Annotated in this window: 19 protein-coding genes, 1 tRNA gene and 1 pseudogene; 12 read left to right on the top strand and 9 right to left on the bottom strand. The window is 68.5% G+C overall.

Features of this window, described 5'->3' with window-relative positions; all coding sequences use genetic code 11:
- Positions 1–39: 39 nt before the first annotated feature.
- The 3 genes from K9U37_RS05365 to sp36 are packed head-to-tail and all read right to left on the bottom strand — an operon-like array spanning position 40 to position 1,423.
- Positions 40–813 (bottom strand): MBL fold metallo-hydrolase, encoded by a 774-nt coding sequence (locus K9U37_RS05365; protein WP_243070828.1) that lies wholly within the window; start codon positions 811–813, stop codon positions 40–42.
- A complete protein-coding gene (locus K9U37_RS05360) occupies positions 810–1,265 on the bottom strand; it encodes a RidA family protein (RefSeq protein WP_243070827.1) in 456 nt (151 codons plus the stop codon). The genes K9U37_RS05365 and K9U37_RS05360 overlap by 4 nt, the downstream gene beginning before the upstream one ends.
- The gene (gene sp36 / locus K9U37_RS05355) at positions 1,262–1,423 is read right to left on the bottom strand and encodes a Sp36 family protein (RefSeq protein WP_243070826.1); all 162 of its coding nucleotides are present in this window, start codon (positions 1,421–1,423) and stop codon (positions 1,262–1,264) included. Before sp36 ends, K9U37_RS05360 begins: the two co-directional genes overlap by 4 nt.
- Positions 1,424–1,487: 64 nt before the next feature.
- On the opposite strand from sp36, the gene bagA reads away from it, so the two are divergent.
- On the top strand, positions 1,488–2,507 hold the full coding sequence (bagA, locus tag K9U37_RS05350; RefSeq protein WP_243070825.1) for an ATPase BagA: 1,020 nt from the start codon (positions 1,488–1,490) through the stop codon (positions 2,505–2,507).
- Positions 2,508–2,543: 36 nt separating this feature from the next.
- Positions 2,544–3,671, top strand: a complete 1,128-nt coding sequence (bagB, locus tag K9U37_RS05345) for an ATPase BagB (protein WP_243070824.1) — start codon at positions 2,544–2,546, stop codon at positions 3,669–3,671.
- A gap of 57 nt (positions 3,672–3,728) precedes the next feature.
- Here the strand turns inward: bagB and K9U37_RS05340 are convergent, their stop codons facing one another.
- Positions 3,729–4,082, bottom strand: coding sequence for a WhiB family transcriptional regulator (locus K9U37_RS05340; RefSeq protein ID WP_243070823.1), 354 nt, complete (start codon positions 4,080–4,082; stop codon positions 3,729–3,731).
- 290 nt (positions 4,083–4,372) lie between these two features.
- Here K9U37_RS05340 and ponA2 point away from each other — a divergent pair, with 290 nt between their 5' ends.
- The 3 genes and pseudogenes from ponA2 to K9U37_RS05325 form a co-directional block, all read left to right on the top strand.
- Positions 4,373–6,808 carry a transglycosylase/D,D-transpeptidase PonA2 gene (gene ponA2, locus K9U37_RS05335; protein ID WP_243070822.1) on the top strand — a complete coding sequence of 812 codons (2,436 nt, stop codon included), beginning with the start codon at positions 4,373–4,375 and terminating at the stop codon, positions 6,806–6,808.
- Between the two features lie 73 nt (positions 6,809–6,881).
- On the top strand, positions 6,882–7,838 hold the full coding sequence (locus K9U37_RS05330) for a metallophosphoesterase (RefSeq protein WP_243070821.1): 957 nt from the start codon (positions 6,882–6,884) through the stop codon (positions 7,836–7,838).
- Positions 7,839–7,859: 21 nt separating this feature from the next.
- A pseudogene (locus K9U37_RS05325) lies at positions 7,860–8,051 on the top strand (PLP-dependent cysteine synthase family protein); the annotation flags it as partial.
- Here K9U37_RS05325 and K9U37_RS05320 read toward each other — a convergent pair.
- Complete coding sequence (locus tag K9U37_RS05320) at positions 8,037–8,204, bottom strand: hypothetical protein (protein ID WP_243070820.1); 168 nt, start codon at positions 8,202–8,204, stop codon at positions 8,037–8,039. The pseudogene K9U37_RS05325 and the gene K9U37_RS05320 sit on opposite strands and share 15 nt — an antisense overlap.
- Positions 8,205–8,373: 169 nt before the next feature.
- Here K9U37_RS05320 and K9U37_RS05315 point away from each other — a divergent pair.
- A tRNA-Pro gene (locus K9U37_RS05315) sits at positions 8,374–8,447 on the top strand.
- Positions 8,448–8,497: 50 nt separating this feature from the next.
- On the opposite strand, the gene K9U37_RS05310 is transcribed toward K9U37_RS05315, so the two are convergent.
- The 3 genes from K9U37_RS05310 to K9U37_RS05300 form a co-directional block, all read right to left on the bottom strand.
- Complete coding sequence (locus K9U37_RS05310; RefSeq protein WP_243070819.1) at positions 8,498–9,175, bottom strand: hypothetical protein; 678 nt, start codon at positions 9,173–9,175, stop codon at positions 8,498–8,500.
- 319 nt (positions 9,176–9,494) lie between these two features.
- Positions 9,495–9,653: a hypothetical protein gene (locus tag K9U37_RS05305; protein WP_243073486.1), complete on the bottom strand. Its 159-nt coding sequence runs from the start codon at positions 9,651–9,653 to the stop codon at positions 9,495–9,497.
- Between the two features lie 25 nt (positions 9,654–9,678).
- Positions 9,679–10,143: a GatB/YqeY domain-containing protein gene (locus K9U37_RS05300; RefSeq protein WP_243070818.1), complete on the bottom strand. Its 465-nt coding sequence runs from the start codon at positions 10,141–10,143 to the stop codon at positions 9,679–9,681.
- Between the two features lie 309 nt (positions 10,144–10,452).
- On the opposite strand from K9U37_RS05300, the gene K9U37_RS05295 reads away from it, so the two are divergent.
- From K9U37_RS05295 to K9U37_RS05275, 5 genes are read left to right on the top strand one after another with little or no spacing between them, the layout of a single operon-like run.
- Positions 10,453–11,421, top strand: a complete 969-nt coding sequence (locus tag K9U37_RS05295; RefSeq protein WP_372489395.1) for a DUF7847 domain-containing protein — start codon at positions 10,453–10,455, stop codon at positions 11,419–11,421.
- Positions 11,422–11,433: 12 nt separating this feature from the next.
- Positions 11,434–12,087 carry a DUF4129 domain-containing protein gene (locus K9U37_RS05290; protein ID WP_243070817.1) on the top strand — a complete coding sequence of 218 codons (654 nt, stop codon included), beginning with the start codon at positions 11,434–11,436 and terminating at the stop codon, positions 12,085–12,087.
- Positions 12,084–13,205, top strand: coding sequence for a DUF4350 domain-containing protein (locus K9U37_RS05285; protein ID WP_243070816.1), 1,122 nt, complete (start codon positions 12,084–12,086; stop codon positions 13,203–13,205). Before K9U37_RS05290 ends, K9U37_RS05285 begins: the two co-directional genes overlap by 4 nt.
- Positions 13,202–14,173: an AAA family ATPase gene (locus K9U37_RS05280; RefSeq protein WP_243070815.1), complete on the top strand. Its 972-nt coding sequence runs from the start codon at positions 13,202–13,204 to the stop codon at positions 14,171–14,173. The genes K9U37_RS05285 and K9U37_RS05280 overlap by 4 nt, the downstream gene beginning before the upstream one ends.
- Complete coding sequence (locus K9U37_RS05275; RefSeq protein WP_243070814.1) at positions 14,173–15,495, top strand: DUF58 domain-containing protein; 1,323 nt, start codon at positions 14,173–14,175, stop codon at positions 15,493–15,495. The genes K9U37_RS05280 and K9U37_RS05275 overlap by 1 nt, the downstream gene beginning before the upstream one ends.
- Positions 15,496–15,506: 11 nt before the next feature.
- Here K9U37_RS05275 and K9U37_RS05270 read toward each other — a convergent pair whose 3' ends face one another.
- Positions 15,507–16,499 (bottom strand): stage II sporulation protein M, encoded by a 993-nt coding sequence (locus tag K9U37_RS05270; protein ID WP_243070813.1) that lies wholly within the window; start codon positions 16,497–16,499, stop codon positions 15,507–15,509.
- Between the two features lie 35 nt (positions 16,500–16,534).
- On the opposite strand from K9U37_RS05270, the gene K9U37_RS05265 reads away from it, so the two are divergent.
- On the top strand, positions 16,535–17,389 hold the full coding sequence (locus K9U37_RS05265; RefSeq protein WP_243070812.1) for an RDD family protein: 855 nt from the start codon (positions 16,535–16,537) through the stop codon (positions 17,387–17,389).
- Positions 17,390–17,433: the final 44 nt, after the last annotated feature.

Below are 17,433 nucleotides of genomic sequence, written 5' to 3'. Positions count from 1 at the left end.
CGCGCTTATCGCCGCGCAGCGGGCGTAAGCGCGCCGAAATCACGAACGTAGGTAGTCCAGCTGGGCGTGCACGGACTTCTCCGCGGCATCCCACAGCTTCTCGTCGACGTCGGTGTAGACGTGCTCGACCACCTGGCGTGCGGTGGCGTCCTCGCCGAGCACCCGCAGCGCCTGCCGAACCTGCTCGAGCCGCTCCTCGCGGTGCGCGAGGTACATCGCGCTGACGGCCTCGAGGTCGTCGAGGTCCGGGCCGTGGCCGGGCAGCACCTTGCGGCGGCCCAGGCCATGAAGCCGGCGCAGCGAGTCGAGGTACTGAGTCAGGCTGCCGTCCTCGTCGTCGATCACCGTGGTGCCGCGGCCCAGCACCGTGTCGGCGGTCAGCACCGCGTCGTCCAGAACGAACGACAGCGAGTCGGCGGTATGGCCAGGGGTGGCCATCACCGTGATGCGCACCCCGGCGGCGTCGATGACCTCGCCGTCGGTCAGCGGCCCGCCCAACCCACGCAGGAAGCCGCTGCCGACCCCACGCACCGTGGCCCCCGACGCGTCGACGATCTTGTCGATGCCGTCGGTGTGGTCGCCGTGCTTATGGCTGATCAGCACCAGCGAGATGGTGCCGAGCTCGGCGAGCCGGGTGATGTGCTCGTCGTCGTCGGGTCCGGGGTCTACGACGACGATCTCGTCGCTGTCCGGCCCGCGCAGCACCCAGGTGTTGGTGCCGTCGAGCGTCATGATGCCCGGGTTGTTGCACAGCAGCACCGAAGCGGTACCGGTGACCGGCCGCAAGGTCCCGTACGCGGGATGCTCGCTCACGCGACCTCGACGATGAGCTCGACCTCCACGGGCGCGTCGAGCGGCAGTTCGGAGACGCCGACGGCCGCGCGGGCGTGGGCGCCCGCCTCACCGAACACCTCGCCGAGCAGCTCCGATGCCCCGTTGACGACGCCGGGCTGTCCGTTGAATCCGGGGGCGGAGGCGACGAATCCGACTAATTTCACCACGCGGGTGACGGTGTCGATGCCGACCAGGGAATCGACAGCGGCCAGCGCGTTGAGCGCGCACACGCGGGCGGCGGCCTTGGCGGCCTCCAGGGTGACGTCGGTGCCCACCTTGCCGGCCTGGCTCAGGGCGCCGGCTTCCAGCGGCAGCTGACCGGCGGTGAAGACCAGGTTTCCGGTACGCACGGCAGGAACGTAGGCCCCCAGCGGCTTGACCACGGTCGGCAGGGTCAGACCCAGCTCGGCAAGCCGCGCCGACGCGCTCATTTCGGCCGCTTCAGGTAGGCCACGTGCTGTTCGCCGGTCGGCCCGGGCAGCACAGCGACGAGTTCCCACCCGTCGGCACCCCACTGGTCGAGGATCTGCTTGGTCGCGTGGGTCAGCAATGGCACCGTGGCGTATTCCCACATGGTCGGTTGGCTCATGGCCGAAGCCTATCGCCGAACCCAATCGGTCAAGGCCCCGCGGCGGCTTGGCTAGCATGCAGAGATGGCCACCACTGATAGCGGCGGCAGCGCCGTCGGCTGGCCCTCCAGCCTGAACAAGGCGCGCCTGCACTTCGTCACAGGCAAGGGCGGCACCGGTAAGACCACCGTCGCCGCCGCGCTGGCGCTGACGCTGGCCGCCGGCGGACGCAAGGTCCTGCTCGTGGAAGTCGAAGGGCGCCAAGGCATCGCGCAGTTGTTCGACGTGCCGCCCCTGCCCTACGAGGAGCTGAAGATCGCCACCGCGGACGGCGGAGGGCACGTCAACGCGCTGGCCATGGACATCGAGGCCGCCTTCCTGGATTACCTCGACATGTTCTACAACCTGGGCATCGCCGGGCGGGCGATGCGCCGGATCGGGGCCATCGAGTTCGCCACCACGATCGCTCCCGGCCTTCGTGACGTGCTGCTCACCGGCAAGATCAAGGAGTCGGTGGTGCGGTTGGACCGCAACAAGAAGCCGGTTTACGACGCGATCGTGGTCGACTCGCCGCCGACCGGGCGGATCGCGCGCTTCCTCGATGTCACCAAGGCGGTGTCGGACCTGGCCAAGGGCGGACCGGTGCACTCCCAGGCCGAGGGTGTGGTGAAGCTGCTGCACTCCGAGCAGACCGCAATTCACCTCGTGACGCTGCTCGAGGCGCTGCCCATCCAGGAGACCATCGAGGCCATCGAGGAGCTCGAGGAGCTGGACCTGCCGATCGGCAGCGTGATCGTCAACCGCAACATCCCGCCGTTTCTGCCTCCCGCGGACCTGGCCAAGGCGGCCGAGGGTGACATCGACGCCGACGCCGTGCGCGCCGGGCTCTCCAAAGTGGGAATTGCGTTGGAGGACGCGGACTTCGCCGGTCTACTGACCGAAACCATCGAGCACGCGACCCGGATAAAGGCCCGCGCCGAGAGCGCCGAACAACTCGAGCGGTTGCACGTGCCGCGGTTGGAGCTGCCGACGATCGCCGACGGCGTCGACCTGGGAAGCCTGTACGAACTCGCGGAAACACTTGCGCAGCAAGGCGTCCGATGAACACCAGTGAAGAGGACAATTGGGAGGAAGTCGATGATGAGCGGCGCACCTGCGGCCCTCGACATGAAGTCGATCCTGGCCGATAAGTCCAATCGCGTCGTGGTCTGCTGCGGCGCCGGCGGAGTGGGCAAGACCACCATTGCGGCGGCGATGGCGGTGCGTTCGGCCGAGTACGGCCGCACCGTGGTGGTGTTGACCATCGACCCGGCCAAGCGGCTGGCGCAGGCGCTGGGCATTCGCGAGTTGGGCAACGAGCCGCAGCGGGTGCCGCTGGCACCGGAGGTCTCCGGCGAACTGCACGCGATGATGCTCGACATGCGGCGCACGTTCGACGACATGGTCATCGAACACTCGGGACCTGAACGCGCGCAAGCGATTCTGGACAACCAGTTCTACCAGACGGTCGCCACTTCGCTGGCCGGCACGCAAGAATACATGGCCATGGAGAAGCTTGGACAGCTGCTCGGGCAGGACCGCTGGGACCTGGTTGTGGTCGACACTCCGCCGTCGCGCAACGCGCTGGACTTCCTGGATGCGCCCAAGCGGCTGGGCAGTTTCATGGACGGGCGGCTGTGGCGGCTGCTGCTGGCGCCGGGGCGCGGGATCGGCCGGATCGTCACCGGTGTGGTGGGCCTGGCGATGAAGGCGATGTCGACGATCCTGGGTTCGCAGATGCTCTCCGACGCCTCGGGTTTCGTCCAGTCGCTGGACTCGACGTTCGGCGGCTTCCGGGAAAAGGCCGACCGCACGTACGAACTGCTCAAGCGGCGCGGCACCCAATTCGTGGTGGTTTCGACAGCCGAACCGGATGCGCTGCGGGAGGCGTCGTTCTTCGTCGACCGGCTCTCCGAGGAGAACATGCCGCTGGCGGGCCTGATCCTCAACCGCACGCATCCGACCCTGTGCCCGCTGAGCGCGGAACGCGCCATCGACGGCGCCGAGGAATTGAAGGCCGGATCCAACGGCGACCGGCTGGCCGCGGCAGTGTTACAGATCCACGCCGACCGGGCGCAGACCGCCAAGCGGGAGATCCGGTTGTTGTCGCGGTTCACCGGCGCCAATCCGCACGTGCCGTGGGTGGGCGTGCCGTCGTTGCCGTTCGACGTTTCCGACCTCGACGCGCTGCAGGCGATCGCCGATCAGATCACCGGCGAGAGGTCCTAGCCGACGCCGGGTACGAACCGGTCTTTGCCGAGGTCACTACCCCGTCAGAGTCGGGAGTTAGCTGACGCTGCGGTGCTTGCGCTGGGCGGCGAAGAACTCGGCCCAGGACACCACCTCGGGATGCTGCTTGAGCAGGGCGCGGCGCTGACGCTCGGTCATGCCGCCCCAGACACCGAACTCGACACGATTGTCCAGCGCATCGGCCCCACACTCGGCCATCACCGGGCAGTGCCGGCAGATGACGGCGGCCTTGCGCTGGGCGGCGCCACGAACGAAAAGCTCATCAGGATCGGTGGAGCGGCACAGTGCCCGAGATACCCACGCGATGCGAGCCTCCCCGTCCACCCCGTGAACTGAACCGTGTACCGACGCTGCGATTGTCCTGCGAGCAGCGGGCCGAGTAGCTGACACCGGCGATCCCCTTCGTCCGGGCCGCCCTCCGGCGGCTCACTCTCCACGGTGTAGAACCCGCATGCGATCTACACCACATTGCGTCTGAGTGTTACCTGAATCGCACTGTCAGTTTAAGTTAGGTGGTCAGGTATCTTTTGCGCAACAGGTAGATCACAGCTTTTTTGGGACGATCGTGCCGACCTAGTGTGAAATGCAATTTCTGACTCCCCCGTAAATTCCCCGCCGATATCTTCACCCGCGACGGAACGGTCCGCAAGCCCCCGACTGACCTCAGTACTCTGTAACCCATGTCGGAACGCCCCCCGGCCGGCGCCACAATCATCAAGCTGGCCTGGTGCTGCCTATTGGCCAGCGTGATACTCGCGGCGCTCCTGTTTCCGGTGGTTGGCGGTCTGGGCCTGGTGTCCAACCGTGCGTCCGATGTCGTGGCCAACGGTTCGACGCAGCTCGTGGAGGGTGAGGTACCCGCGGTGACCACGATGGTAGACGCCAAGGGCAACACCATCGCCTGGCTGTATTCGCAGCGCCGATTCGAGGTGCCCAGCGACAAAATCGCAGACACGATGAAATTGGCAATCGTCTCCATCGAGGACAAGCGATTTACCGAGCACAACGGCGTGGACTGGCAGGGCACACTGACCGGCCTCTCCGGCTATCTGTCCGGAAATCTCGACACCCGCGGCGGCTCTACCCTCGAACAGCAGTACGTGAAGAACTACCAGTTGCTGGTGATCGCGCAGACCGACGCCGAGAAGCGGGCCGCCATCGAGACGACGCCCGCGCGCAAGCTGCGCGAGATCCGGATGGCACTGACACTGGACAAGACCTTCACCAAGCCGGAGATCCTGACCCGCTACCTCAATCTGGTGTCGTTCGGCAATGGGGCATTCGGTATTCAGGACGCCGCCCAGACCTACTTCGGCGTCGACGCCTCCGCGCTGAACTGGCAGCAGGCCGCGCTGCTCGCAGGCTTGGTGCAGTCCACCAGCGCATTGAACCCTTACACCAATCCCGACGGCGCGCTGGCCCGCCGCAACCTGGTGCTCGACACCATGATCGAGAACCTGCCCGACAAGGCCGACGAACTGCGGGCGGCCAAGGAGCAGCCGCTCGGCATCCTGCCGCAGCCCAACGAACTGCCCCGCGGCTGCATCGCGGCCGGCGACCGCGCGTTCTTCTGCGACTACGTCCAGGAGTACCTGGCCCGCGCCGGTATCAGTAAGGACCAACTCGCCAAGGGCGGCTATCTGATCAAGACCACCCTGGACCCCGACGTCCAGAACTCGGCCAAGCAGGCCGTCGACTCCCTGGCGCCACCCGACATCCAGGGCATCGCCAGCGTCATGAGCGTCGTGCTGCCCGGCAAGACCGCCCACCCGGTGGTCGCGATGGTGAGCAACCGGACCTACGGCTTGGACACCGCGGCCGGCGAGACCATGCAGCCGCAGCCGTTCTCCCTGGCGGGAGACGGAGCCGGGTCGATCTTCAAGATTTTCACCACCGCGGCCGCCATGGACATGGGTTTGGGGATCAATGCCAATCTGGACGCGCCGGTGCGCTTCGAGGCCAAGGGGCTGGGCAGCGGCGGCGCGAAGGGCTGCCCGAAGGACACCTGGTGCGTACAGAACGCTGGCAACTACCGCGGCTCGATGAGCGTCACCGACGCGCTGGCCACCTCGCCGAACACGGCGTTCGCCAAGTTGATCTCCCAGGTCGGGGTGCAGCGCACCGTCGACATGGCGGTCAAGCTCGGCCTGCGGTCCTACGCCGAGCCCGGGACCGCCCGCCCTTACGACCCGGAGAGCAACGAAAGCCTCGCCGACTTCGTCAAGCGCCAGAACCTGGGCTCGTTCACGCTCGGCCCGATCGAGGTCAACGCACTGGAGTTGTCGAACGTCGCGGCCACGCTGGCCTCCGGCGGCGTCTGGTGCCCGCCCAACCCGGTCGACAAGCTCTACGACCGCCACGGCAATGAGGTGGCGGGGACCACCGAAACCTGCGACCAGGTGGTGCCAGAGGGGCTGGCGAACACGCTGTCGAACGCCCTGAGCAGGGACGACACCAGTGGCACCGCCGCCGGCTCCGCCGGTTCGGTGGGCTGGAACCTGCCGATGTCGGGCAAGACGGGTACCACCGAGGCCCACCGGTCCTCGGGTTTCGTCGGCTTCACCAACCACTACGCGGCGGCGAACTACATCTATGACGATTCGCCCAACCCGTCGGACCTGTGTTCGTGGCCGCTGCGACAGTGCGGTGACGGCAACCTCTATGGCGGCAACGAGCCGGCCAAGACGTGGTTCACCGCGATGAAGCCGATTGCCGAGAGCTTCGGCGACGTGACACTGCCGCCGACCGATCCGCGCTACGTCGACGGCGCCCCCGGTTCGAAAGTGCCCAGCGTCTCCGGTCTGAGTCAGGACACCGCCCGTGACCGACTCAAGGAGGCCGGTTTCCAGGTGGCCGAACAGGCGACGCCGGTGAACAGCGCGGCGTCCTCCGGCACCGTCGTGGGGACCTCGCCGGCCGGCCAGACGGTGCCCGGCTCGATCGTGACCATCCAGATCAGCAATGGCATCCCGCCAGCACCTCCCCCTCCGCCGCCGGGTGCTCCACCGATCCCGGGTCTGGACGGCCAGCCACCGCAGCTGGGCTCGACCGTCGTGGAGATTCCCGGCCTGCCGCCGATCACGGTTCCGCTGCTGGCGCCACCGCCACCGCCGTGACGTATGCCTGACCGCGCATCTTCACACCGATCACGACCCGCTGATCGAGGGGCGATGGCAGTACTCTGACGGTATGGCTGTGCCCTCAGCAGTGAAGTCCTCCGCCCTCGTGGCTGCAGGTTCGGCCGCGCTCGCGGTCGGCTACGCCACCGTGATCGAGCGCAACGCCTTCGTGGTGCGCGAGGTGACCATGCCGGTGCTCACGCCCGGCTCCACCCCGATGCGGGTGCTGCATCTCAGCGACATCCATATGCGGCCCGCCCAGCGGCACAAGCAGGCCTGGCTGCGGGAGTTGGCGCGCTGGGAGCCCGATCTGGTGGTCAACACCGGGGACAACCTGTCGCACCCCAAAGCGGTGCCCGCCGTCGTGCAGTCCATCGGTGACCTGATGTCGTTCCCGGGTGTGTTCGTGTTCGGCAGCAACGACTACTTCGCGCCGAAGCTGAAGAACCCGGTCAAGTACCTGACCGATCCCGGGCATCGGGTCTATGGCAAGCCGCTGCCCTGGCAGGACCTGCGGGCGGCGTTCACCGAGCGGGGCTGGCTGGACCTGACCCACACCCGCCGCGAGTTCGAGGTGGCAGGTCTGACCATCACCGCCGCCGGTGTCGACGACGGCCATCTGGACCGAGACCGCTACGACACCATCGCCGGACCGCCCAACCCCACGGCCAACCTGAGTCTCGGTGTCACGCACGCGCCCTACACCCGGGTGCTGGACCGCTTCGCCTCCGACGGCTATCAGCTGGTGATGGCCGGTCACACCCACGGCGGCCAGGTGTGCCTGCCGTTCTACGGGGCACTGGCCACCAACTGCGACTTGGACCGCAAGCGGGCCAAGGGCGCGTCGCGGTGGGGCGCCGACACCGCTTTGCACGTCTCGGCGGGTGTCGGCACGTCCCCGTTCGCCCCGTTCCGGTTCTGCTGCCGGCCGGAAGCCACCTTGCTGACGCTGGTGGCGGCGCCGACCGGCCGCCGCGACGAGAGCCGAGGTGTGGTGCGGTCCAGCCCGACCGCATCGATGCGCTGACTGCCGGCGATGCGAACCGTCGCCGTCGACTGGCGGGGCAACAACAACATCGCCGAGTCGATCATTGCGACCATCGGGCGGTGCATCCGGTAAGGCCGTCGCGACTCGAAATTGGGTGTGATCGAACCGGAGCGTTCGGCGTTCTTCCGGTCCTACGCCGAAGGCCGAGATGACGTGGTGGTCAACGGGGTGGGTGGATCACGACCTCGACCCGAGCGAGCACGCCGGCGCGCTGGTCGAATTCGAGGGATCCTGCACCTGGTCCTGATCAGTGCTCTCGGCGATGTCGTAGTCGCCGGTGACGATCAACCACAACGCCGCAAGCAAGAAGAAGCCCCCGTACACCACAGCCCCCAAAGCGGTCATGATCGACCCCACCTTTCACTTGCCGGCGTTGTTGTCGCGCCGCTAGATTGCACAACACCACCGACCGCCCGAATCCTTCCCAGGACACCCCCCGGACAGGAAGCGCGCCGGCGAGTGCGGCCGTTTGGCTTCGCGCGGGCCCGGTGCGATACGCTGTCGTGGCTTCACGCGGGGTGTGGCGCAGCTTGGTAGCGCGCTTCGTTCGGGACGAAGAGGTCGTGGGTTCGAATCCCGCCACCCCGACGCACAAAAAGCTCTGAACCTTCTGGTTCAGAGCTTTTTCGTTGGACCGGTCAGAGACCTGGCAGACCTGGCAGACCTGGCAGACCTGGCAAACCTGGCAAACCTGGCAGACCTGGGAGTCCCGGTGGCGGCGGCAGCGCCGGCGGCAGCGGCAATGCCGGCGGCAGCGGCAATGGCGGCGAACCGGGCAGGAACGGCACCCACGGTGGCGGCGACAGCGGGGGCGGCCCAGGCAGCGCCGGAGGGGGCGGCAGCGCTGGTGGCCCCACCGCGGGAGGTGGCGGCAATGCCGGAAGCGCGGCGGCCCACAGCGCCGCGGCGGCAGGTGCAGCCGCAGCCGAGGAGCCATTTGTGAAGTTCTGCACCAGGAGGTAGGCCAGCCCGGACGCCGCGCCCGATGCCGCACCTGAAGCCACGCCGGTCGCACCGTTGGCAATCGGAACCGCGACGCTTGTCGCGATGTTGGTCGCCTGCTGCTGGGCGATGGTGTCGCGCGCGGCTTCCACCTGTCGCCCGACACTGTCGTTGAACGATTGCGACAAGGTGTCGAGGAACGACTGCAGGTCGTTGGGGTTTCTGGACGCTTGGTCGGTGGACTTCTGTTCGGCCGGCAGGATCGTGTCGTCGTTGTCGGGAGCCGCAACCGCCGTAGCGCTGGTGGCCAGCAATGTCCCGATGCACAACGACGCAGCGGCCGCTACACGCACCGACGTGTGCCGAACGCCCATGATCACTCCTAATGGCAGGCTGTGGCCCATAGTATCCGCCTCATCGAGCAAACAACACCGATCGCAATCTAGGTCCGCTTGCGAGGAGAAGGGGGCCTCGGTATCGAGTTATCTCCTGGAACCGGTCTTCCCGGCTGCCGTGGATGCGATCGACGAGGCGCTGACCCCGGTCATCAATCTGGGCTACTCCGAGTTGACCCCGAACGCGGGCCCGCATCTCGGCCCGGAGCTGATGCTGTTCAATTCCGACGGCACACCGGTGGCCTCCACCCCGCACAAGCCGAGTCCCCTTCCGCGACCGCATCCTCCGGGCCGCCAGTTAGGCGAGCGCCCCGGCCGCCCAGTCGGCCAGCGACACCGAGCGCCCCCACCGGGCGAAAGCCACCTCGCGGCGGGGCTGTTCCGCGGAAATAGCATAGCGCACAAGCTCTTTGGGTCCACTTTGCTCGGCCATCAGGGTGTATCCGAAGCGCGTCATACGCGACGGATACCCGCGGCGCCGGCTAGAGTCGGTCCTTGACGGCCGCCGACAGCCTGGAGCCGTCGGCCTTGCCCGCGGCGATCGCGGTGGCCGCCTTCATGACCATGCCCATCTGCTTCACCGACGGCCGCTCCCCGATCTCTTCGGCGACCTGAGCGATGGCGGTGTCGACCACGTCGGCCACCTCTGCCTCGGTCAACGGTGTGGGCAGGTACTCGTCGATGACCCGCGCCTCGGCGTGCTCTTCGGCGGCCAACTCACCGCGACCGTTCTGGGTGTAAATCTCAGCGGCCTCGCTGCGTTTGCGTGACTCGCGGGCCAGCACTTTGAGCACGTCTTCGTCGGCGAGTTCGCGCGCCTGCTTTCCGGACACCTCCTCGGTCTGGATCGCCGCAAGCAGCATCCGCAACGTCGCGGTTCGCAACTTGTCCTGACTCTTCATCGCGTCGGTGAGGTCCGATCTCAGCCGGTCTTTGAGCTCCGCCATGCCGCAAACGCTACGCGCCCGGAATCCTGGGGCGTTGAGAAATGCCCCGCATGTCGACAGGATGGGTCCATGAGCAGCGACGTCGGGGCCGTTGGCCGGTGACCACACCACCTGTGGGCCCCGGGGGGCCGCCGCCGCGCTGGCCTGGTCAGCCGCCGTTCTCGCCGCCGCCGTATCCGCAGGCAGGCCCTGGGGCCGGCTACCCGCCACCGGGCCACCCGCCCCCGGCTACGGCCCGTCCGGTTACCCGCCGCCCGGATATCCCCGCCCGCGGGTTATCCGCCGCCCGGTTACGGGGCCTTCGCACCGATGGCTGTCAAGCCCGGCATCATCCCGCTGCGGCCGCTGTCGCTCAGCGACATCTTCAACGCGGCCGTCGGTTATATCCGCGCCAATCCGAAGGCCACGCTCGGCCTGACGACCGTGGTGGTGCTGATCACCCAGATCCTGAGCCTTCTGCTCCAAGTCGGTCCGCTGGCGTTCACCGGCCAGGTCGGCGCCGCCGGCGGTGAGGAGATGAGTACTCCGATGTTGCTGGGGTCCCTCGCCTCCGCCATGGCCAGCGCGTTGGCGACTGCGCTGGCGGCCATCCTGCTCTCCGGCATGCTCACCGTCGTGGTGGGCCGGGCGGTATTCGGCTCCACGATCACCATCGGTGAAGCCTGGCAGCGGGTCCGCGGCCGGCTGCCGGCACTGCTCGGGCTCAGCGCCCTGGAGGTCGTCGCGGCACTGCTCCTGGTCGGGGTGGTCGTGGCGGTCATCATCGGAGTGGCCGTCGCCGCCAACACCACCGCCGCGGTGATCTTCGGTATCCCGCTGGTGCTGGCGCTGATCGCGGCGCTCGCCTACCTGTTCACCGCACTGGCCTTCGCGCCCGTGGCCATCGTGTTGGAACGCAAACCGGTGATGGCGGCCGTCAGTCGGTCATTCGCCTTGGTGCGCAACCACTTCTGGCGGGTGCTCGGCATCCGGCTGCTGGCTGCGGTGGTCGCCGTCGTCGTGGCCGGCGCTGTTGCCGTACCGTTCAGCATCGCCGGTCAGGTCCTGGCCTTCGGCGCCAGCACAGCCGGACCGTTCATCCTGGCGACGGCCATCACATCCGTCGGCAGCGCGATCGGCCAGATCGTCACCGCCCCGTTCACCGCCGGCGTGGTCGTGCTGCTCTATACCGACATCCGCATCCGCGCCGAAGCCTTCGACCTCGTCCTGCAGACGGGTGCCGTCGGGACCCCGGCGGGTGCCTCGACGGACAACCTGTGGCTCACCGCTCCGCGATGAGGTCCTGACACCGTGCCCGCCATCGACATCGACCGCGAAGCCGCTCACGAGGCGGCCCAGCGCGAGCTGGCCAAGCCGATCTACCCGCGGCCGTCGCTGTCCGACCGGCTCAGCGAGTGGCTCGACGAGTTCCTCTACCGGCTGATCATGAAGGGTTCTTCGATCCCCGGCGGCTGGTTCACCATCGCCGTGCTGGCGCTGCTCGTGGTGGTGGCTTTCGTTGTTGCGGTGCGCATCGCCCGGCGGACCATGCGCACCAACCGCGGCGATGGTCACGGCCTGCTCGGCATCCACGAGCTCAGCGCTGCCGAGCACCGTGCCACCGCTGAAGGCCAAGCCGCCCAGGGCCACTGGGGCGAAGCGATCAGGCACCGGCTCAGAGCGGTGGCCCGCGGCCTCGAGGAGACCGGGCTGCTGAACCCGGTTCCGGGGCGGACGGCCAACGAACTGGCCCGCGATGCCGGCGAGCTGCTACCCGGCTTCAGCGCCGACCTGCGCCGCGCGGCAACGGTGTTCAGCGACGTCACCTATGGGGAACAGCCGGGCACCCAGTCCGACTATCGCATGGTCGCCGACCTGGACGACGCACTGCGTCGCCACTCCGCCCCGTCGAGTGCCACCGCGGCTGATCCGGTGGTCGCCGACACCTGGGCGTCGCTGCGGTGAGCGCGACCAATGGAGCACGGCGGCGCACCGGACACTGGATCGCTCTGGGCCTCATCGTGATCACCGCCCTGGCGGCGGTGACCGCCTTTCTCACCGCACCCAGGCCGGGCGGACGGATGGATCCAGAATCGACCTCGGCCGACGGCGCGCACGCCATCGTCAGCCTGCTGCGGGACCGCGGTGTGGAGGTTGTGGTCGCCCGGACCGTCGCCGACGTGGAACGCGCCGCCCGCCCGGACACGCTGCTTCTGGCCGCCGAGACCTACAACACCCGGGGCGATGACCTGTTTCAGCGGCTGGCCGCTGTCCCCGGGGATCGGCTGCTGCTGGAACCGACCGCTCGAGCACGCGCAGCCCTGGCGCCGGGCGTTCGCACCGGCGGCGCCGAGCTGCTGAGTCTGGAGCCGAAATGCGCTCTGCGCGAGGCGAATCGGGCCGGGTCCGTGCAGCTGGGATCCACCGACACCTACGAGAAGGTCGGTGACGTCGACCTGACCCGGTGCTACGGCGGTGTGCTGGTTCGCTACCAGGCCGGCGGCCGGACGATCACAGTGGTCGGCAGCGCCGATTTCATCACCAATGGCAGCCTTCTCAAAGCAGGCAACGCCGCGCTGGCCATGAACCTCGCCGGTGACCGATCCCGTCTCATCTGGTACGCACCGCAGGAAGCCGAAGGGCAAGGCACCGCCGGATCGACGATCGGCGACCTCATCCCCGACGCGGTGACCTGGCTCGTGTTCCAGCTCGGTGTGGTGGTCGTGCTGCTCGCGCTGTGGCAGGGCCGCAGACTGGGACCGCTGGTCGCCGAGAAGCTTCCGGTGGTGGTCCGGGCGTCGGAGACCGTCGAGGGCCGCGCCCGCCTCTACCGGTCACGACGGGCCCGCGGACAGGCCGCCGACGCACTGCGCACCGCCACCCTGCAGCGGCTATCCCCTCGACTGGGATTGGGCGCCAACGCATCTCCGGCAGCGGTGGTATCGGCGATCGCGGCACGCTACAGCGGCGGCCAGAACACGGTGCACCACCTCCTTTTCGGCCCGCCCCCGTCCACCGATGCTGATCTCCTCCATCTGGCCAACGCACTCGACGACATCGAAAGGCAGGTCACGACGTCGTGACTCACTCCGCCCCGACTGCTACCCACGACGGGGCACGCAGTGCCCTGCTCGCGTTGCGCGGCGAGATCGCCAAGGCCGTCGTCGGCCAGGACGCCGTGGTCAGCGGTCTGGTCATCGCGCTGTTGTGCCGCGGGCACGTCCTGCTGGAAGGTGTCCCGGGCGTGGCCAAGACGCTGCTGGTGCGGGCCATGGCCGCCGCTCTGCAACTGGAGTTCAAGCGGGTGCAGTTCACCCCCGACCTGATGCCGGGCGACGTCACCGGCTCGCTGGTCTACGACGCGCGCACCGCGGCGTTCGTGTTCCGCGAGGGCCCGGTGTTCACCAATCTGATGCTGGCCGACGAGATCAACCGCACCCCACCGAAGACGCAGGCCGCCCTGCTGGAGGCCATGGAGGAGCGGCAGGTCAGTGTCGACGGCGAACCCAGGCCGCTTCCGGATCCGTTCATCGTGGCCGCCACGCAGAACCCGATCGAGTACGAGGGCACCTATCAGCTGCCCGAGGCGCAACTCGACCGTTTCCTGCTGAAGTTGAATGTGCCTTTGCCGCCGCGCGATCAGGAGATCGCGATTCTGAGCCGCCACGCCCACGGCTTCGATCCGCGTGATCTGAGCGCAATTCGGCCGGTGGCCGGTCCGGCTGAGTTGGCCGCCGGCCGCGAGGCGGTCCGTCAGGTCCTGATCGGCGACGAGGTGCTGGGCTATATCGTCGACATCGTCGGTGCGACAAGGAATTCGCCGTCGCTTCAGCTCGGGGTCTCGCCGCGTGGCGCCACCGCCCTGTTGGGCACGGCGCGGTCGTGGGCGTGGCTGTCCGGGCGGACCTACGTCACGCCCGACGACATCAAGGCGATGGCCCGTCCGACACTGCGCCACCGGATCGCACTGCGGCCCGAGGCCGAACTGGAGGGCGCCACTCCCGACGGAGTGCTCGACGGGATCCTGTCGGCCGTGCCGGTACCGCGCTAGTGGTCCTGACCGGCCGCACCGGGCTGATCGCGCTGCTGTTCGCGGTGCCGATCGCGTTGTCACCCTGGCCCGCGACGGCATTCGCCGTTCTTCTCCTAGCGCTGGCAGCACTGGTGACCCTCGACGTCGCATTGGCCGGAAGCCCCCGGGCCCTGCGACTGGACCGAGCCGGTGATACCTCAGCGCGACTGGGCCAGCCCGTCGACGCGGTACTGCGGGTCCGCAACGATGGTTTGCACCGGTTCCGTGGGGTGCTGCGCGACGCGTGGCCGCCGAGTGCCGGCGCCGCACCCCGTGCGCACGCGATCGCGGTGCGCCCCGGGCAGACCCAGACCGTCACCACCCGGCTCGCTCCCCGGCGGCGGGGCGAGCAACGCTCGGAGGTGGTGACGGCCCGCTCGATCGGTCCGCTGGGCCTGGCCGGCCGGCAGCGCTCCCTTCCAGCGCCGGGCCAGATCCGCATCCTGCCGCCGTTCCTGTCCCGCAAGCACCTGCCGTCGCGACTAGCCAAGCTGCGCGAGATCGACGGCCTGCTGCCGGTGCTGATCCGCGGGCACGGCACCGAGTTCGACTCACTGCGCGAGTATGTCGTCGGTGACGATGTCCGGTCCATCGACTGGCGTGCCACCGCCCGGCGCGCCGACGTGGTCGTGCGGACGTGGCGGCCCGAGCGCGACCGCCGGGTGGTCATCGTCCTGGACACCGGCCGCACCTCGGCAGGGCGGGTTGGCGTGGATCCCACCGCACGCGACCCCGGCGGCTGGCCCCGGCTGGACTGGTCGATGGACGCCGCCCTGCTGCTGGCGGCGCTGGCCTCGCGCGCCGGTGACCACGTCGACTTCCTGGCCCACGACCGGCTGACCCGCGGGGCCGTGTTCGGAGCCTCGCGCACCGAGCTGCTGGCCCAGTTGGTGGACGCCATGGCACCGCTGGAGCCGGCGCTCATCGAGTCCGACGCCACCGCGATGGTGGCCGCCGTGCAACGGCGGGTGCGGCGACGGGCACTGGTGGTGCTGCTGACCGACCTCAACGCCTCAGCCCTCGAGGAGGGCCTGCTGCCGGTGCTGCCCCAGTTGTCGGCCAAACACCAGGTGATCGTCGCCGCCGTCGCCGACCCGCGGGTCGATCAGCTCGCCGCTGGACGGGCCGACGCGGCGCAGGTGTATGACGCCGCAGCCGCCGAGCGGGCCCGCAACGACCGGCGCAGCATCGCATCGCGATTGCGGCACAAGGGAGTTGAGGTGGTCGACGCCGCGCCCGAGGACCTCGCGCCCGCGCTGGCCGACCGCTACCTGGCGATGAAGGCCACCGGCCGGCTATAACCGTATCCGCGCTACCCCGTCGGCACGATATCGGGTGCGTCCTCGAGGTCGCCGGTCTCGCCGGCCAGGCTGGCCTTGCGCCCGAAGTAGATGATGTAGGCCAGGAACGCCGCCTCGGCGATCACACCGATGCCGATGCGAACGAACGTCGGCAACGGTGAGGGGGTCACTAGTGCCTCGATCAGACCTGACACCAGCAATACCCCGGCCAGCCCGACGGCCGCGGAGACCACCGCCCGGCCCTGTTCGGCCAGCGCCTGGGTTCGTGGCCGGTCGCCCGGGGAGATCACCGTCCAGCCCAGCCGCATGCCGACCGCGCCGGCCAGGAACACCGCCGTCAACTCCAGTAGCCCGTGCGGGGTGAGCAGCCCGAACAGGACATCGGCCTTGCCCGCATCAGACATCAGTCCGGCGACGACGCCGAGGTTGGCCGCGTTCTGGAACAGCACCCACGGGATGGGGATGCCCAGCAGGATCGCGAAACCGATGCATTGCGCGGCCACCCACGAGTTGTTCACCCACACCCGCAGCGCGAACGATCCCGCCGGGTTCTCCCGGTAGTAGGAGGCGAAGTCGTGGTTCACCAATTGGTCGATTTCTTCGGGCGTACTGAGCGCTGACTGCACCTCGTGACTGCCCGCCACCCAGACGGCGACGGCGACGGCGACGGCGAAGAACGCGACCGCCGTGGCCAACCACCAGCGCCAGGCCCGGTAGGCGACCACCGGAAAGGACACGGTCCAGAATCGCGTGAACTCGCTCCACAGCGGGGCGTGCGCTCCGGTGACCGCGGAGCGGGCCCGCGCCACCAAGGTGGACAACCGGCCGATCAGGACGGTGTCCGTCGAGGCGGACCGGACCATCGACAGGTGGGTGGAGACCCGCTGATAGAGCTCGACGAGCTCGTCGACCTCGGGCCCGGACAACTGGCGACGGTTCTTGACCAGCTGCTCCAGCCGATTCCAGGTGTCCCTGTGCGCCAGGACGAACGCATCGACGTCCACCGGGCAATGCTAGTCGGCTAGTAGCGTGGGTTCCTATGGTGCCGGTGCCCGAGACCGTGGTGACCGGGGACGCTGTCGTCCTCGACGTGCAGATCGCGCAGCTGCCGGTGCGGGCGGTCGGCGCGCTGATCGACATCTGCATCATGGTCATCGGCTACCTGGTTGGCATGATGCTGTGGGCGGCGACGGTCACGCAGTTCGACGAGGCGCTCAGTGCGGCGATCCTCATCATCTTCACGGTTCTGGTGATCGTCGGGTACCCGGCGATCATGGAGACCGCCACCCGCGGCCGCTCGGTGGGGAAGATGGTGATGGGCCTGCGGGTGGTATCCGACGACGGCGGCCCGGAACGCTTCCGTCAGGCGCTGTTTCGCTCGCTCGCCGGGTTCGTCGAAATCTGGATGTTCTTCGGCGGCCCCGCGGTGATCTGCAGCCTGGCCTCGTCGAAGGGAAAGCGCATCGGCGACCTGTTCGCGGGCACGGTGGTGATCAGTGAACGCGGACCCAAACTTGCGCCGCCCCCGGTGATGCCACCTGCGCTTGCGTGGTGGGCGTCGTCGCTCGAACTGTCCGGACTGGGTCCCGAGCAAGCCGAGCTGGCACGCCAATTCCTCGGCAGGGCAGTACAATTGGATCCTTCCGTCCGTGACCAGATGGCCTACCGGATCACCGCCGACGTGGTTGCGCGAATCTCACCGCCGCCGCCGCCGGGGGTGCCGCCACAGTATGTCCTGGCCGCGGTGCTCGCCGAGCGGCACCGCCGCGAACTGGTGCGGCTGCGCCCGCCCGCACCGCCGTCCGTGACCTTCCCGCCACCTCCGTCCATGACCGGACGGGGTCCGGCGGCGGGACCGCCGCAGCACAACCAGGGCTTCATCCCGCCGAGCTAGCGCCGGGCGGCAGCCGCGAGATCTACCAGATCCTCGGCGAATCC

This window comes from Candidatus Mycolicibacterium alkanivorans, from assembly GCF_022760805.1.
In the GTDB taxonomy this organism is placed as follows: Bacteria; Actinomycetota; Actinomycetes; order Mycobacteriales; family Mycobacteriaceae; genus Mycobacterium; species Mycobacterium alkanivorans.
This window is presented reverse-complemented; position numbering and strand designations above follow the sequence as displayed.

Coding starts and splice junctions, on each gene's coding strand:
- bagA (WP_243070825.1), top strand. CDS start 1,488: ATGGCCACCACTGATAGCGGCGGCAGCGCCGTCGGCTGGCCCTCCAGC.
- K9U37_RS05320 (WP_243070820.1), bottom strand. CDS start 8,204: ATGACCGCTTTGGGGGCTGTGGTGTACGGGGGCTTCTTCTTGCTTGCG.
- sp36 (WP_243070826.1), bottom strand. CDS start 1,423: ATGAGCCAACCGACCATGTGGGAATACGCCACGGTGCCATTGCTGACC.
- K9U37_RS05265 (WP_243070812.1), top strand. CDS start 16,535: ATGGTGCCGGTGCCCGAGACCGTGGTGACCGGGGACGCTGTCGTCCTC.
- K9U37_RS05360 (WP_243070827.1), bottom strand. CDS start 1,265: ATGAGCGCGTCGGCGCGGCTTGCCGAGCTGGGTCTGACCCTGCCGACC.
- K9U37_RS05295 (WP_372489395.1), top strand. CDS start 10,453: ATGGCTGTCAAGCCCGGCATCATCCCGCTGCGGCCGCTGTCGCTCAGC.
- bagB (WP_243070824.1), top strand. CDS start 2,544: ATGAGCGGCGCACCTGCGGCCCTCGACATGAAGTCGATCCTGGCCGAT.
- K9U37_RS05330 (WP_243070821.1), top strand. CDS start 6,882: ATGGCTGTGCCCTCAGCAGTGAAGTCCTCCGCCCTCGTGGCTGCAGGT.
- K9U37_RS05310 (WP_243070819.1), bottom strand. CDS start 9,175: ATGGGCGTTCGGCACACGTCGGTGCGTGTAGCGGCCGCTGCGTCGTTG.
- K9U37_RS05305 (WP_243073486.1), bottom strand. CDS start 9,653: ATGACGCGCTTCGGATACACCCTGATGGCCGAGCAAAGTGGACCCAAA.
- K9U37_RS05300 (WP_243070818.1), bottom strand. CDS start 10,143: ATGGCGGAGCTCAAAGACCGGCTGAGATCGGACCTCACCGACGCGATG.
- ponA2 (WP_243070822.1), top strand. CDS start 4,373: ATGTCGGAACGCCCCCCGGCCGGCGCCACAATCATCAAGCTGGCCTGG.